Annotated in this window: 14 protein-coding genes and 1 pseudogene; 3 read left to right on the top strand and 12 right to left on the bottom strand. The window is 39.9% G+C overall.

Annotated features, from left to right (window positions below; all coding sequences use genetic code 11):
• Nucleotides 1–67: 67 nt before the first annotated feature.
• Nucleotides 68–1534, top strand: a complete 1467-nt coding sequence (gene mobV, locus NSQ19_RS15730; RefSeq protein ID WP_340703199.1) for a MobV family relaxase — start codon at nucleotides 68–70, stop codon at nucleotides 1532–1534.
• A 119-nt stretch (nucleotides 1535–1653) separates the two neighbouring features.
• Here mobV and NSQ19_RS15725 read toward each other — a convergent pair whose 3' ends face one another.
• The 10 genes and pseudogenes from NSQ19_RS15725 to NSQ19_RS15680 form a co-directional block, all read right to left on the bottom strand.
• Nucleotides 1654–3828, bottom strand: coding sequence for a peptide cleavage/export ABC transporter (locus NSQ19_RS15725; protein WP_032489854.1), 2175 nt, complete (start codon nucleotides 3826–3828; stop codon nucleotides 1654–1656).
• A 98-nt stretch (nucleotides 3829–3926) separates the two neighbouring features.
• Nucleotides 3927–4451, bottom strand: a complete 525-nt coding sequence (locus NSQ19_RS15720) for a PedC/BrcD family bacteriocin maturation disulfide isomerase (protein WP_032489853.1) — start codon at nucleotides 4449–4451, stop codon at nucleotides 3927–3929.
• A gap of 23 nt (nucleotides 4452–4474) precedes the next feature.
• A complete protein-coding gene (locus NSQ19_RS15715) occupies nucleotides 4475–4813 on the bottom strand; it encodes a bacteriocin immunity protein (RefSeq protein WP_002834573.1) in 339 nt (112 codons plus the stop codon).
• A 37-nt stretch (nucleotides 4814–4850) separates the two neighbouring features.
• Nucleotides 4851–5039 (bottom strand): leucocin A/sakacin P family class II bacteriocin, encoded by a 189-nt coding sequence (locus NSQ19_RS15710; protein ID WP_032489852.1) that lies wholly within the window; start codon nucleotides 5037–5039, stop codon nucleotides 4851–4853.
• A 97-nt stretch (nucleotides 5040–5136) separates the two neighbouring features.
• A complete protein-coding gene (locus NSQ19_RS15705) occupies nucleotides 5137–5364 on the bottom strand; it encodes a hypothetical protein (protein ID WP_340703198.1) in 228 nt (75 codons plus the stop codon).
• A gap of 1012 nt (nucleotides 5365–6376) precedes the next feature.
• Nucleotides 6377–6671 (bottom strand): annotated as a pseudogene (locus NSQ19_RS15700) (zinc ribbon domain-containing protein); the annotation flags it as partial.
• A 24-nt stretch (nucleotides 6672–6695) separates the two neighbouring features.
• Nucleotides 6696–7682 (bottom strand): hypothetical protein, encoded by a 987-nt coding sequence (locus NSQ19_RS15695; protein WP_061574633.1) that lies wholly within the window; start codon nucleotides 7680–7682, stop codon nucleotides 6696–6698.
• Nucleotides 7683–8293: 611 nt separating this feature from the next.
• A complete protein-coding gene (locus tag NSQ19_RS15690) occupies nucleotides 8294–8845 on the bottom strand; it encodes a DUF3967 domain-containing protein (protein ID WP_340703197.1) in 552 nt (183 codons plus the stop codon).
• A gap of 580 nt (nucleotides 8846–9425) precedes the next feature.
• Nucleotides 9426–10334 carry a hypothetical protein gene (locus NSQ19_RS15685; protein WP_340703196.1) on the bottom strand — a complete coding sequence of 303 codons (909 nt, stop codon included), beginning with the start codon at nucleotides 10332–10334 and terminating at the stop codon, nucleotides 9426–9428.
• Between the two features lie 110 nt (nucleotides 10335–10444).
• Complete coding sequence (locus NSQ19_RS15680) at nucleotides 10445–11005, bottom strand: site-specific integrase (RefSeq protein ID WP_340703195.1); 561 nt, start codon at nucleotides 11003–11005, stop codon at nucleotides 10445–10447.
• A gap of 227 nt (nucleotides 11006–11232) precedes the next feature.
• On the opposite strand from NSQ19_RS15680, the gene NSQ19_RS15675 reads away from it, so the two are divergent.
• Nucleotides 11233–11781: a hypothetical protein gene (locus tag NSQ19_RS15675; RefSeq protein ID WP_061574933.1), complete on the top strand. Its 549-nt coding sequence runs from the start codon at nucleotides 11233–11235 to the stop codon at nucleotides 11779–11781.
• A gap of 12 nt (nucleotides 11782–11793) precedes the next feature.
• Nucleotides 11794–12048, top strand: coding sequence for a hypothetical protein (locus NSQ19_RS15670; RefSeq protein WP_061574934.1), 255 nt, complete (start codon nucleotides 11794–11796; stop codon nucleotides 12046–12048).
• Between the two features lie 92 nt (nucleotides 12049–12140).
• On the opposite strand, the gene NSQ19_RS15665 is transcribed toward NSQ19_RS15670, so the two are convergent.
• Complete coding sequence (locus tag NSQ19_RS15665; RefSeq protein ID WP_061574935.1) at nucleotides 12141–12545, bottom strand: type II toxin-antitoxin system RelE family toxin; 405 nt, start codon at nucleotides 12543–12545, stop codon at nucleotides 12141–12143.
• 6 nt (nucleotides 12546–12551) lie between these two features.
• Nucleotides 12552–12950, bottom strand: coding sequence for a hypothetical protein (locus NSQ19_RS15660; RefSeq protein ID WP_061574936.1), 399 nt, complete (start codon nucleotides 12948–12950; stop codon nucleotides 12552–12554).
• Nucleotides 12951–13419: the final 469 nt, after the last annotated feature.

The following is a 13419-nucleotide window of genomic DNA, read 5'->3' as shown; positions in this document are numbered from 1 at the left end:
GCGACAGCCGAAAGAGCCTCGCAGAGCCCACACTTTGCACCGCAAAGTATAGTGGGTTATACTTTGCATGGAAGTATTGCCGAATCTTGGGCGAAGCGTGGTGGTCAAAATGAGTATGTTGGTGGCTCGAATGCAGAAGATGAAAGCCAATAATTTGGCAGGAATTGAAAGGCACAATAAACGGATTTACAAGAATCACAGTAACGAAGATATTGACGGGGAACTGTCGAATTCGAACTATGATTTGATGGATCGACAGGGGAAATATGCGGATATCGTGAAGGAAATCATTGATTCTCAAAAAAAAGGAAACCGGGCAATCCGGTCTGATGCTGTCCTGGTCAACGAGTGGATCATTACAAGCGACAAGGAATTCTTTAGGGACATGGCACCAAAGGAACGAGATCGCTTCTTCCAGGAAGCGACAAATTGGTTCAAGGAACGTTATGGACAGCAAAATATTGCCTATGCGCAGGTCCATTTGGATGAACGGACGCCCCATATGCATTTAGGGGTCGTTCCGATGCGTGAGGGTAAACTTTCAGCCAAAAATGTTTTTAACCGGCAGGAATTAAGGGCGGTTCAGGACGAACTGCCAAAACACTTACAGGAGAAGGGTTTTGAGATTCAGAGGGGAAAAGAAGAATCCGAGCGCAAGCACTTGTCGGTTCCTGAATACAAGGAAGCGAAGGAAGAAGCCAAAAAAGTGAAAGAGGAAACAAAAGAATTGGCTTCTAAGGCTTCTCAGCTTGCCGAATTTCACAACAATGTGAATGATCGGGTCAAAACCCTTGTCGAGAGAAACAAAGCCTTAGAAGGCGAGATAGAGCGCAAAAAAGCACTGGTGAAAGAACATGTGCGGCGTGTGGACGTGTTGGTTTCTGAAGTGAAACAAGAAAAAGAGCCGAAACGTTACCATGCAGCTAAGAGTGAACCGATCTACCAACCGGAAGTAAGGACGGAATTGTTAAGGGGCAGAACCGTTAAGATGTCTTCCGAAGAGTACAACAAAATGTTGGCTAGCCAAAGAAAGCTAGAAAAAGATCATGAGAATGTGGTCAAAAACTTCAACGTTTTGGCTGATTTGTATTACCATTCCGAAAAGGAAAAACAGTGCCTTGTGGCTGAATTGGCAAAGGCAAATAAGGCAATTCCAGTCCAAAATGAATTCTTTGTTCCTGCATTTGAACTTCAAAAGGCACAGCAGGAGATCCGAGAGAAGGACAAGCTGATTGAGCAAAAGAATAGAATCATTGGGGAACAGGCAGAACAGATAAAAGGCATGGAAAAAGCCATTATGCGGTGTGCTGAATTTATTCGGGATATGCGGAAACAGGCTTATGATTTGGTGAGTGATTTGGCAAAACGGATGGGGATCGTGCCATTGGTGAATAACCTAATCCACCAGGAGAAAGAACAACAGAAGGAACAGAAGAAACAGCAGAAGCGTTTGGAAATAGAAGTGGCAGACAGAAAGCCGGAACCACCGAAAAAACAGAAGTCCCGGGCTGACGATTGGGGAATGGAAAGATAGAGTTTTGGTCAATTCTTTTAAAATTTGAAGATCGCTAAATATACTATGCTCCTCACGGAAATACGCGAGGATTTCACGGACAAAAATAGTCTATCAATAGCAGACTGGTTCTTGTCAGGCTATTCTTGATTATGAATTAACCGTGCATAATACCCATTATGATTTAACAATTGTCGATGTGATCCCTGTTCAACAATCTTTCCATGATCAAGAACGACAACTTTATCGGTTTGAGACGCAATATTGAGACGATGTGCTACAAAAATTATCGTTTTGTCTTTCATTAATAATAGCTTAGAGACTATTTTATGTTCAGTAATGGTGTCTAAATTACTGGTTGATTCGTCAAAAATGAAACATTGTGCCGGAGACAATAATGCTCTAGCTATTGATAACCGCTGTTTTTGCCCACCAGATAAGTTGAATCCACTTTCACTTAATCTAGTATGATAACCTTGAGGCAAATTTTCTATATCAGTTTTGATTTCAGCAAAGGAACAAGCTTGATCAATCATTTGTTGAGTTACTCCAGGACGGCTACCTAACAATAAATTTTCTAATACAGAGCCCGAAAAAATGAAAGGTTCTTGAGGAACATAATTAATATATTGGCGTAAAATTGTGCGACTAATATCAGATATATTGTGATGATTAATCTGAATTTCACCGTGCTGTTCTTGAGGCTCAAAAAAACCAACTAGCAACTTGGCTAGGGTCGTTTTCCCCGAACCACTCATGCCTACAATAGTAATCTTCTGATGATGTGGAATTGTTAGAGAAACATCCTCAAGTATATTAGAACAATAGCCATAGTTAAAACTAACATGATTAAACTCAATATCACCATTTAGTTGCTCTAGAGCAGTTATTTCCCTAGATTTAGAAAATTCAGACTCTACTAGATAAACCTCATTTAATCGATTATTAGCCACTCTGGCAGCTTGTAGTTTAGGCTGTAAATTAATAATATTTTCTAATGGGGTCAAGAAGTAAGCGAGCAAAGCATTATAAGTTAACAGCTGACCTAAAGACAGTTGGTGTCGCATAACAAAAAAAGTACCCCACCAAAGGATAACAATAGTTAGGATTAATTTAGTAGCTGCTTTGATAGCTTGTTGTCCTTGATCAGCTTTTTGATAAGCCAAGTTTTTATGCAATAAGTCAGAAAATAGTGTGTCAATCTTTTTTTTTGTAGTTGCTTCACCAGTTAGTGATTTAATGGTTTCTATGCCACTGAGACTTTCAATAATAGCAGAATTAAGAACTGCATTGCTTTCCATTGTATCTTGATTTAAACGATTAAAAGTTTTTTTAAATAGCCAAACAATCGAGATGTAAATTGGAACCACAACTAACGAGCATAAAAATAAATTGATGTTTTGATAGGCCAAAAATAACCCTACTGCTAATAAAATCCACATGTCTAAAAAAAGGGTGAGCGTTGTACTTCCAAGTGCATCAATAATTTTGCTTGCATCAGAAAAGCGTGAGGTCATTTCACCGACATGACGGGTAGTAAAAAAATTCATTGGTAAATCAAAAAGATGGTGAATGTATTTTAAAACGATGTCGATCATGAGACGTTGTCCTAATACAATCGTAAAAAAACTTTGTATATAGTTGATAATTGCTTGGAAAGCATAAGCTACAATCAGACCAATGGCAACTAGTGAAAGCCTATTAGTCATCAAGTGCGGCAAATAAGTATCGATAATTAACTGAAAGAAATATGCACCAGCAATACTGATTAATGTTGTTATAGCTGCTGCGGTAATAATTAGTCCAATTAATCTTTTTTGTTTAATCAATAAAGGCACTAGATCAATTAATGTGTGCCGTGATTCTTTTATGGGTTTATATTTAACTGTTGGGGCTATGATAATTGCAATCTGGGTCCATTCTTTAGCAAATTGTGATTTCGATATTTTAGTGGTTTTAACGGTTGGATCAGGATCACCAATAATTAAATCGTTTTCAGTTACCTGATAGACAACATAGTAGTGTGGTAGCTTATTTTTCTTGAATACATGAACAATGACTGGTAATGGCAATTGTGAGGCTGTCAAAGCATCCATATCAGCACGCACAGCTTCGGCATTTAAATTTAAGTGTTTTGCTGCTTTAACAAGCCCCAAAACAGTTGTACCGTCAGCAGTTGTTTTGGCAAGCTGTCGAAGATGGGCCAACATGTAATCAGAACCATAGTATTTTAGGATCATATTTAGTGCAGCTAAACCACAGTCATTTTCATCAACTTGTGCTGTATAATATTTGTGCCATTTTTGAGTCCACATAAGCAAACCACCGATCTTTAAAATTTGTGCATAAAAAAAGACGATTTCAAAGATCCATCGCCTTTTACATTGGTTACAAAACCATATTAACCAGGTGACTACTGATTATTGTAATCAGCAGTAATCTGTTGTAAATCAGATAAAGTGGTATCATCACCAGCGGTCATTGATATCACCTTACCATTATCGAGCAAGGCAACAGTTGGTGTTCCCATAAAACTCATGGGGGTTGCAAAAGTTGAATAAAAATCAGTTATTTGTTTTTGAGAAGCCATGCTGAAAGACCCGTTGTTCCCATAGTCTAAGTAATAAATGGGATGCTGACTTTGTTGTAAGTACTGTTTCATGACTGGAGAAAATTTACGACAATGCACACACTCCTTGAATCCGACAAAGACAATAAATTTTTCTCCAGTTTGAGCTTTATGCAAATATTGAGTTAGCGTAATAGGAATAACGCCCTTGATGTTTTCTTCATAAGTTGCACCATCGATGATTTTCGAGCTAGTATTTGATTCTATAGTAGCGGAACTGTCAGCACTCACCGATATGGTAGCAACTCCTGCAAAAGCAAGAAAGACGCCTAATGCTAAAAAGATATTTGACCAAAATTTTTTAGACAACTACAATATCCCCTTTATCAGTACTATTGGCTAGGCCACGTATTGGTAGTATCTAGCATGTTAAACTCGCCCCACCCTTTTTGAGAATGAGCCAATTCATTGATGGCTGCTAAAACTTTGTTTTCTTCGGCAGTAAAATGTAACTTATCTACTAACGCTTGACTGGCAATCTTGTTGTAGACTACACGAGCTTGTCGTTCAGGCGTTTGCTGGTTATGTTTAGTTTTACTGATACCAGTCTCCAGAATATCTAAAACGTACTGGTAAGGTTCGATAGTATCGTGCTTCTGTAGTAAAAACTGTAGCCTAGTAAATAAGTCCAAAGCTTGTTGTTTAATATGTTCCGACTTAGTCTTATTCATAAAATCACCCCTTTATTGATGCCAGCTCAGCATAATGCTAGCATTTATGAGTACCTTGATGTCCACCAGTAGCCCATGCCATAGCTCCATTATTGATTATGCAGGTGGTAGCCTTACCCCAGTCAACAGAGCAGGAATGTTTGCCACAAGTAACCCCATTACCGTAGTATTTACCACCAATGATATTGGCCATTTCTTTTTCAGTTAATTTTTCAATTTTTTTCATCACAAAAATCTCCTTCTTCTTAAATTATCCTTAATACGCGCTTTAAGGTGGACCCCATCTTTGGAGTGATTCATCCTGCTTTATTTTTCCTTCGTGATTATAGAATTAGTATAGCATAAGAATTTTTTAGAGCAAGTTCAGTTAGTGTAAAAGCTAATTTTTGGGTATTATGCTCTTGTTCCAAAAAATTTACGATGCGTTTCATTTCTGTAATTCTTGGGTTAGGGGCATTTTCCTTTTCGAGATATTTTAATACACGTTGAGCTTCTTTGTAACGTTTATAGACTTTGTTTATATGCGCAGCTACATCTTCTTTTGTCGGCATCATTTCTATTCACCTTTATTATATCTGATTAAAACCTCAAGTCGCTCTTCTTTACCACCTTTTCATTTAAAATCTCTTTCAGGAGGGTACAAGTAACGATCAAAATTACGCTCATCCATTGGTAAAATGGGAAAATTACGCAGATAAATTTTTGCTGATTTTTGATCAACTCATGGAAAAAGATCCGGCTCCCATAACAACCCGTCATCTCAATCATTTAAAATTACGGGCTGAAGAATTTGTTCGAAATGAAATTTATGAATCCCTAGCAAGCCAAATTCCAAATGACCCCTAGTTAAAAAAATTTAATAGGGGGATGCTTAAATTTTTTTAACTAGGGAGTATTGTGCATAACCGATTAAAATTAGTACCCGGATAAACAATACATTGACTGATCATAAATTAAGCATCCTTTATTTTTTCAAGAAGCTCTTTCATACTTAACTGACCTGTTAATACAGCCCGCACGTTTTTTCAACATCAGCAGTCACATTAAATCCCTCGAGATAAAGGGAATGCATCGCATAAGAAATAGCATCATCTAATTGCTTTTTGTCAATTATAACCATAAGACCACTCCTCATTATGCTTAGTTTTTTCCAAAGTTCCATCCATACAAGACAGTCCCGTAGTAGTACCAGTATTTTTGGAAACTCGGCCCCGTTCTCCCTGGATTTTTTTCCGGATTGCCGGAGAAAGCATGCGAAATTGTTGGTTGTTCCGTTCCTCTCACAGCTGTTCGAGCTCTTCTCTTCGGAATTCAGCTGTATGGAGCACTTTTCCACCTTTTCCTGGTTGACCTTCATCGAATGCCAAAATTCCCTAATCTCCTATACACTGATTTTCTCCGGGTCCCTTTCCGGACAGGACCTTGTCCAAATCTTGATTGTACAAGGGGCTCTGCAAGCCGTTTTAGAGCCATTCCAATATGTGGGGATATAAAACTATTAATTTTAAAATCAAAGCCCACACAAGCGAATCTGGAGCGTTATTTTGCCATCCATAACTTGAACTATTCCGAAGTCCCTTCGGTTAGAAACCTTATGGCTTCGTTTTTAAGATTAATACTTGCGTTCAAATCCCGGTTTGTATGGCGGGGGTATGGCCATTTGGACATTCCCATTCCCGTATTACCAGTTTTTAACGTCTTTATTTTGGTAGCCGCAGCATGAACACAACTGGGAACTGGCAAAGATTTTGGATACAGCTACAACCTTTTTGCCGTATCATTTTTCCTTGTACTCCAGCATGGCTCTGAATTGTGCCCAGGAGACCTCTTGAATCGCTTTGGCTAATTTTTGTGGTTTTTCAGCAATTGGAGCGTAATGCTGTCAAAGTTCATCTTCCATAATTTTTCGGAACAATTCTGCTGGATCGAACCCTAATCTTCTGGCGGCCGTTGTTTGCCGCACACGGCGTTTTTCTTGTGTGCTGCTATAATTCGCTGTATGGCTGTTTCCGGCCATTAGAATGCCATTTACGAAGAATTTTGCCCAATCTACAATACTGCCATTTTTCCTCTGCCAGATTTGCATACGGGCATCCTGTTGCTGCATTTGCTGCCCGGAAAATGTGAGTACACCATTTTTCTGCATCTCTTTTTCAATGGCATTAATTGTAAAATCGTTGTATTGCAAAACGTCTTTTAAATATTGTTTGGTTAAGTGGTTGATCGGTTCCCTTTCTGTTGTTTCCTCCTCTGCCCTTCTCTGGTTTATATCTCTATAAGAGGAGGAGGAATTATTAAGGGGTAAAGCATTATTATTATTTGATGTATTGTTATTTGCTTTATTATTATTTCTTGTCGATTTTCGACCTTCTTGTTTGCTGATTTTCAACAACCCAGTTTGTTGATTTTCAACAAACTGATAATGACGGGCTTTTTCGGTTTTTTGGTCGCTTTGTCCTGACAATTCTGCGCCACTGTCAGTTTGTTGATTTTCAACATTCTTGGTTGTTCCGTCCTGGTCCGGTTTGGTTGGCGGTGTGAAGTTCAGCCCGGTTTCCAAAATGCGGAAATACCTTTTTGCCGGAAGACCCATTGTTTTCTTTTCGATCATCCCGGCTTTTATCAATGCGGCAATCGCTTTGTCTTGTTTTGATCGTTTCAACGTTGTGCTTTCTTCCAGGTCCTGCTCCGTTACATAAAACCATCCGCCGTTTACGGTCATACCATGGTTTTTAAAATATTCCTCTTTCCTGGTCATTTCTCCGTATATAACCGCCGCGTCCAATCCTACCTCTTTCGCGAGCGCCTTATTCACCGGGATCCATCCGCCTGTGCTGAAAATGTCTGTACGATTGAAAATGAATGACATTAAAAAAACCTCCCATATTTTTCGATTGGAAAATTACGGAAGGCACCACTTCTTCATATTTTTCGGTTGCATACCGGGCTGATTTTAGGGTATACTATGGAAAAATACGTTAACTACCCACACCTTCCTGGCGTGGAATTTTTAGGGGCCATTTGGTGGTTAGAAGAAGTGGTGGCCTTCGGATCCTGGTTGCGGCTAACAACCAGGATCTTTTCGTTTTTCCGTTGTTTTCCATCATTTTATCCCATTTTTTGCTATTTTTCAATTTGTTTTTTAGGTATCACGCATACGGTCAAGGGATGGGGCCCTATAGTCCATTACCTGACGGGACCCAGACTTTTGCTCTTTTGATTAAATGGACTTTCATCGGGAATCCCATTATTTATATATTAAAATCAAGTCAAAACGTGGAAATGGACACGCGCCCCGTCGGACATCCCTTTTACACCTGGAAAACCCCGTCAACCTGGAAACCATATGCAACGTTAACTTTAAATTTTTATTTTTCAACAGGTTAACCACGTTAACCTTGGTTAACCTACCTATTTCTTCTCTTCATCGGCAATCGAGACTTAGGATGATGGGCTATTACCACCAACCACCAGGATATTTCAGCCTTTCAAAAAACGAAATATCCCTTTCCTTTTCTGTTTTTCTTCGGCTTCCAGCAGCAACTTTTTTGTTTCCTGTGTTTCCCGGATCGACTGCATAAGTAACGAATCACGCTCTTCCATTCGTTCTTCTATGTAACGTTGCTGGCTTTCCAACTGTTCTAGTACCCGGATATTCATTGTCAATAGCTCTTTGTTCTGTTCTTCCAAGGACTTCATTTTGTCGGTTAATTCTTGTAGTCGAGACATCATAGAACTGATTTCAGTAGCATTGTTCTCGTCGTTCTCCTTCAGGGACGGTAAGTCTTTATACTTTGAGGCTACAATGATTGATGCGTTCTGCATGGACATATTTTGTACTTGAACAAGGTTTCTGAACGTTTTTAGAACAATGAGATCACGCTCAAAAAACAGTCGTTTATTTGCATTTGTTCGGCTAAACGAATAGCCGGCTTCTTCTAAAGCGATACACCACTTGCGAAGTGTACTATCACCAATATCCAGATCCAATATTACTTCTTTCGGAGAATATGGCCTTTCTGTTCTTTTCATCGTCCCCCACTCCGTTCTTTTTTCTTAATTTTATGTGCATTGGAGTGCCTTTGTCCAATTAAGATTAGGGGAGCGTTTGTGATCAACCAACACCAGTCAAATTTTATGGCCGCGCCACGATAAGCGTTAGCTTATAGCACGTTCACCTGATAGGGTGTATAAGTGCGCCCTTACGCTTTTTCCGCTCCGGGGATATTCTCGCTCAAGTCTGACAGCCGGATCCGTTTTAAGGGTTTTCTTGAGCCAGATGGTTTGAGATTTCCGGCCAGAGTGCAGAAAAAGGAGGGTGCTGCCATTTTGGTATTGAACGGGCTGTCATCATCCTAAATTCCACATTGGAAAGTCCACCAAATCGAAGCCTCTTGATTAATGAAAAAGGACTCCCCGTTATAACGGGGAGTCCTTTTTCATTTGAGGGGTGGGTCTGACCAAGTAAAGGGCCCTCTGAAACGAGGGCCCCGGTGATGACGTATGCTATGATAAAGCTGTAAATCCTTTGTGTAATATTCTTTCGATCCCCAGTCCGGTCTGGGATCTTTTTTTAACGTTTCTTGGCATAACCTCCAATCATCCCATCTTTCTACTTTTTGTTATTTTGCCTTTGCGGTTGAGGAGCATTGTTCCTTGCTTTTAACTCAAACTTTTCATAAAGACGGGCAATTTTTTCGTTGTATTGCTCATGGATTTCCTGGAGCTTCTCCTGGTATTTGCGTTCAATTTCCAGTGTCGCCCTTTCCTTTGCTAAATCCTTCGCCTCGGTTAACCTGTTTAACTCGTTAACATGGTTAACCTTCTGTTCTTCATTTTCCCGGGTCAACTTTTCAATTTGATCTTCCTGGTCGCGGACCGTCGCTTTGAGCTCCTCAATGGATGATGCCAATTGCCTTTCCTTCTCTTCAAATGCCCCAACGAGGGAATCCTTCTCGGCCGCAAAGTGCGCTTTTAAATTGGCGAGGTCCTCTTTTAACCTTTCATTCTCCGTTGCGTAATCTTTATATTGGTTCACCAAAGAAGACAGGGTATCAATTTTATCCTTGTACTCCCGAATCAACGCCTGGTTATTCGCGTTGACGGCACGCTGTTCCTCTAGTTGTTCGTCCAGTTCATCCTTTTCCGAAATGGCTTGCTTCGCCTCGGTATCAAGCTGGGTTAAACGGTCCTGCAACCCTTTTACATCGGCCTGCAGGCTTGAGATTGTCATTTCCCGGCTGTTCAGTTTCTCGGCCAGTTCCCGGACCGCATCCTCTTTTATGTAATGCGCGCGCTGGATCATATTGGCGACCAGCTCATAAATCCTTGTCGTGTGAACCTCGAGCTCTGATAAGTCCTGCTTGTAGTCGGGGGATCCCTCTTTTAAATCCTGCACTTCGGCTAACGCGACGGCGCGCTCAAACCATTCTTTTGAAGAAGAACCGGAGTGTTCGATCATCATTTTTACTTTTTCATACAGTTCATCGGAAACTTTGAAACCAAACGTTTTATCGGCCAATTTATTAACTCCTTTCGTTAACCTTAAAATCCTTATATATCAATCGGTTAACCTAGTTAACTAACGTTAACCTAATCATACCATTTCTCCTGCAAATGGCCAAATTCGGCTTAAAGTACAAAGTGCTGCAGATCAGTTTCAATTTCTTCGTCAGTAATGCCGATGTAGCGCAGCGTGATGTCCGGATGGCTATGGTTTAAGAGGGTCTGGAGCTTGGCCACGTCTTTTGTCTGTTTGTAAAACCAGTACCCGAACGTTTTTCGCATGGTATGGGTGCCGATCCCTTCCGTGATCCCGGCCATGTCTGCGGCTTTGTTGAGCTGCCTGTAGGCTTGGACCGTCGAAATCGGCTTGTTTCCCTTCCGGGAAGGAAACAGCCACTCAGAATCCAGCGTTTTGATGTAATCCTGGACTTCCTCGTAGATGTTTTCGAGGTGAATGGTCCGGGGTTTTTTCGTTTTTCCTTCCAAAATCACCATTCTTTTTTTCCGGCGTACATCCTTTGTTTTCAGCTGCAGCAGATCCCCGATCCGCAAACCCGTGTTAATCCCGATCAAAAATAAAATATAGTCGCGCCGGCCGCAAAACCGTTTCAAGGCCCATTTCATGTCTTCGATTTTTTCCCGAGACCGGATCGGCTGCACGTCAATGATGTGTTCTTTTTTCGTCATTTCCGATACTCCTTTAAAAATGCTGTTTTGAATGTAAACTTTTTTCGATCTCACCCAGTATACCGGACAAACAGCGAATAATTCAAGTATAAAAGGAAAATGAATGTAAACTTTTATTACAAAGTTTACATTCGAGCAGAAAGAAGTATATTTGAGAAAAAATATTGAAAAACTTCAAATTGATGGTAAAATTTGAATATAAAAACCGAGAAAAGGGGGAAGACATAATGAAATTGTTTAAAGCATTTATATTATTAGCTGCAATAACCTTAATTACATCTGGTACTAGTAAATTCGTTTATGCAAGTGAGGATGGATCAAACAATGAGTCTGCTATAGTTCAGTCAGATAGTCTGACAAATAATAATTTAATTATCCCCAATAGTAATGTCCCTTCGGATGGAGGTGGAAGTATGAAAGCCTGCCAAAATACTTCCAGTAAGAATGTAAATATTTCAATGCAAGTAACCAACTTAGGCGGTATTAAAAGATCATTAGCTTGGGGATATAGATATACTAACTCGGGGATAAATATTGTAGGTCCAATAGTTACACAAAATTTTACTGCTGTGATTAATAGTAAAACAACAAGTGGGCTTTACAAACCACATGAGCAGGCGTCCACTTATCTATTCCATGGAAGTATAAGTAAATATAACATAAAAGGTGGACCTTCGGGCGTACAATTAAAAAAAGGAGACTTAATGACATTAATTTGGGTTGGAAATGGAATTTTAGGAAAACTTAGTTCTCAAATAAATTGCAAAATTAATTAAGGAGACATTTATATGGAATGGACGATAGATGATCGAATTTATGATACATTTCGGGAGGCTGAAGAAGTGGGGTTCTCCAGCGTTAGTGACATGGGAGAAGGAAGGGGATTTATTACTCCTGATTTGAAAGTTGCTAGTGTTCTTACCTATGCTTTATGTGGATTACCGGATGTAACATACCTCGTTCATACAGAAGAATTTCGAGAAGATGGCATTCTTAAATATAAGATATGGGTAGAAAACCTATCAGATAACAATTTTTATTAGACCATGCATACAATAGAGATGATCTTTGTGTTTATTTACCCGACTTGTCATCTGGTCCACTTCCGTTTTGGCAATACAGAAAAGAGAGCAACTTAATTGCTCTCTTTTCTGTTTTCCAGTTCGGCAAAAAAAGCCGTTAGGCGGTCTTTTGCCTTTTCATATACTTCTTCCCGGTCGCGCGGACCAATGGCGATAATTTGCATTTCAACTATGCCGTCTTCTGATTCAACTGGCCGGTAAATTATTCGAATATTCATGGCCTTGTTTTTAATTTTTCCGAAATCCTTTAACTTTCCTTTAAGCCTAATACCATTTCCATCAGGACGAAGTAACGGCCCTTTTTGAGCTTGCTTAATGATCAAGGCGATAATCTGATTCTTTTTACCAGCAGAAAAACCTTTAAAGTCACTTACTGCATGATGCGCAAAGTATACTCTGATATTGAACTGAATCAATTTTTGGTTAATGATATCGAATACATTCTGTTTCCTCATCAATCCGGCTTAATCCTCATCCAATTCTAAAGTATCCACCAGGTTTAGAATCTCATCTGCATCAAGATTTTCCTCAGCGATCACAGATTCTAATGGGATATCTGCCACTTCATCTTTACGCTCTAAAGCGATTTGGTACATATAATCATCCACGATTTTTTCATAAAATTCTTCTATGGCCAACAAGCGATCCATGTGTTCTAAATCGATCAGCACGCCTGTTGCATCCTTATTTTTATGATTTTGGATGATATATACTTCATCAGATTCAACACCAGCAAATTGGTTCAGTATTTCAGAAAGTTTATTTGTTCTCGTTAAATCAGTTACTCCAAGTACATTATCCTTTAAAAAATTCAATGTGCTGCGCGTTACCCTTTTTTTAGGATTCATCATGTCTACACTCACTTTCCCACTTCCTTTCTATAGGGTATGCCAGAGTGTATTGTTTTCATACACATTATCACACAATATGTGTGTACTTTTCAACACATTTTATGGGGGATTTAACCTTTTTTCCGTAAATTAAACCTCAAATCCTGACCGGGAATTCAGAAATTCTAGAAACAACCGCCAACTTAGTGAATACCTGAAAGTCCTTCTTTTTTTAGGTAAAGAGTAATTATGAGGAAGTGTCAACGGTAAATCGGACTGAGCGAGGAACGAGCGAGGGAGAATTTAAGGAGTTGACACGAGCGCATGATTTACACCCTCTTGGCATTGTCGAAACTCTTTGTTTCGACCCGCCGACCGGCGAGGGAGCCCCCCTCAAATGTGAGGGGGGTGGGGGGAGTTTTTTTATGGGGGTCAAGGGGGGGGAAGCCCCCCCTTGCGGTGTGGCAGCGCCACGGTTTTCTGCACGCTTTAGCGTGCTTCG

The sequence above is a fragment of the Weizmannia sp. FSL W8-1119 genome (assembly GCF_038008605.1).
GTDB lineage: Bacteria > Bacillota > Bacilli > Bacillales > Bacillaceae_C > Weizmannia > Weizmannia coagulans.
The sequence above is the reverse complement of the archived record's forward strand: the minus strand, read 5'-3'. Positions and strand labels throughout refer to the sequence as shown.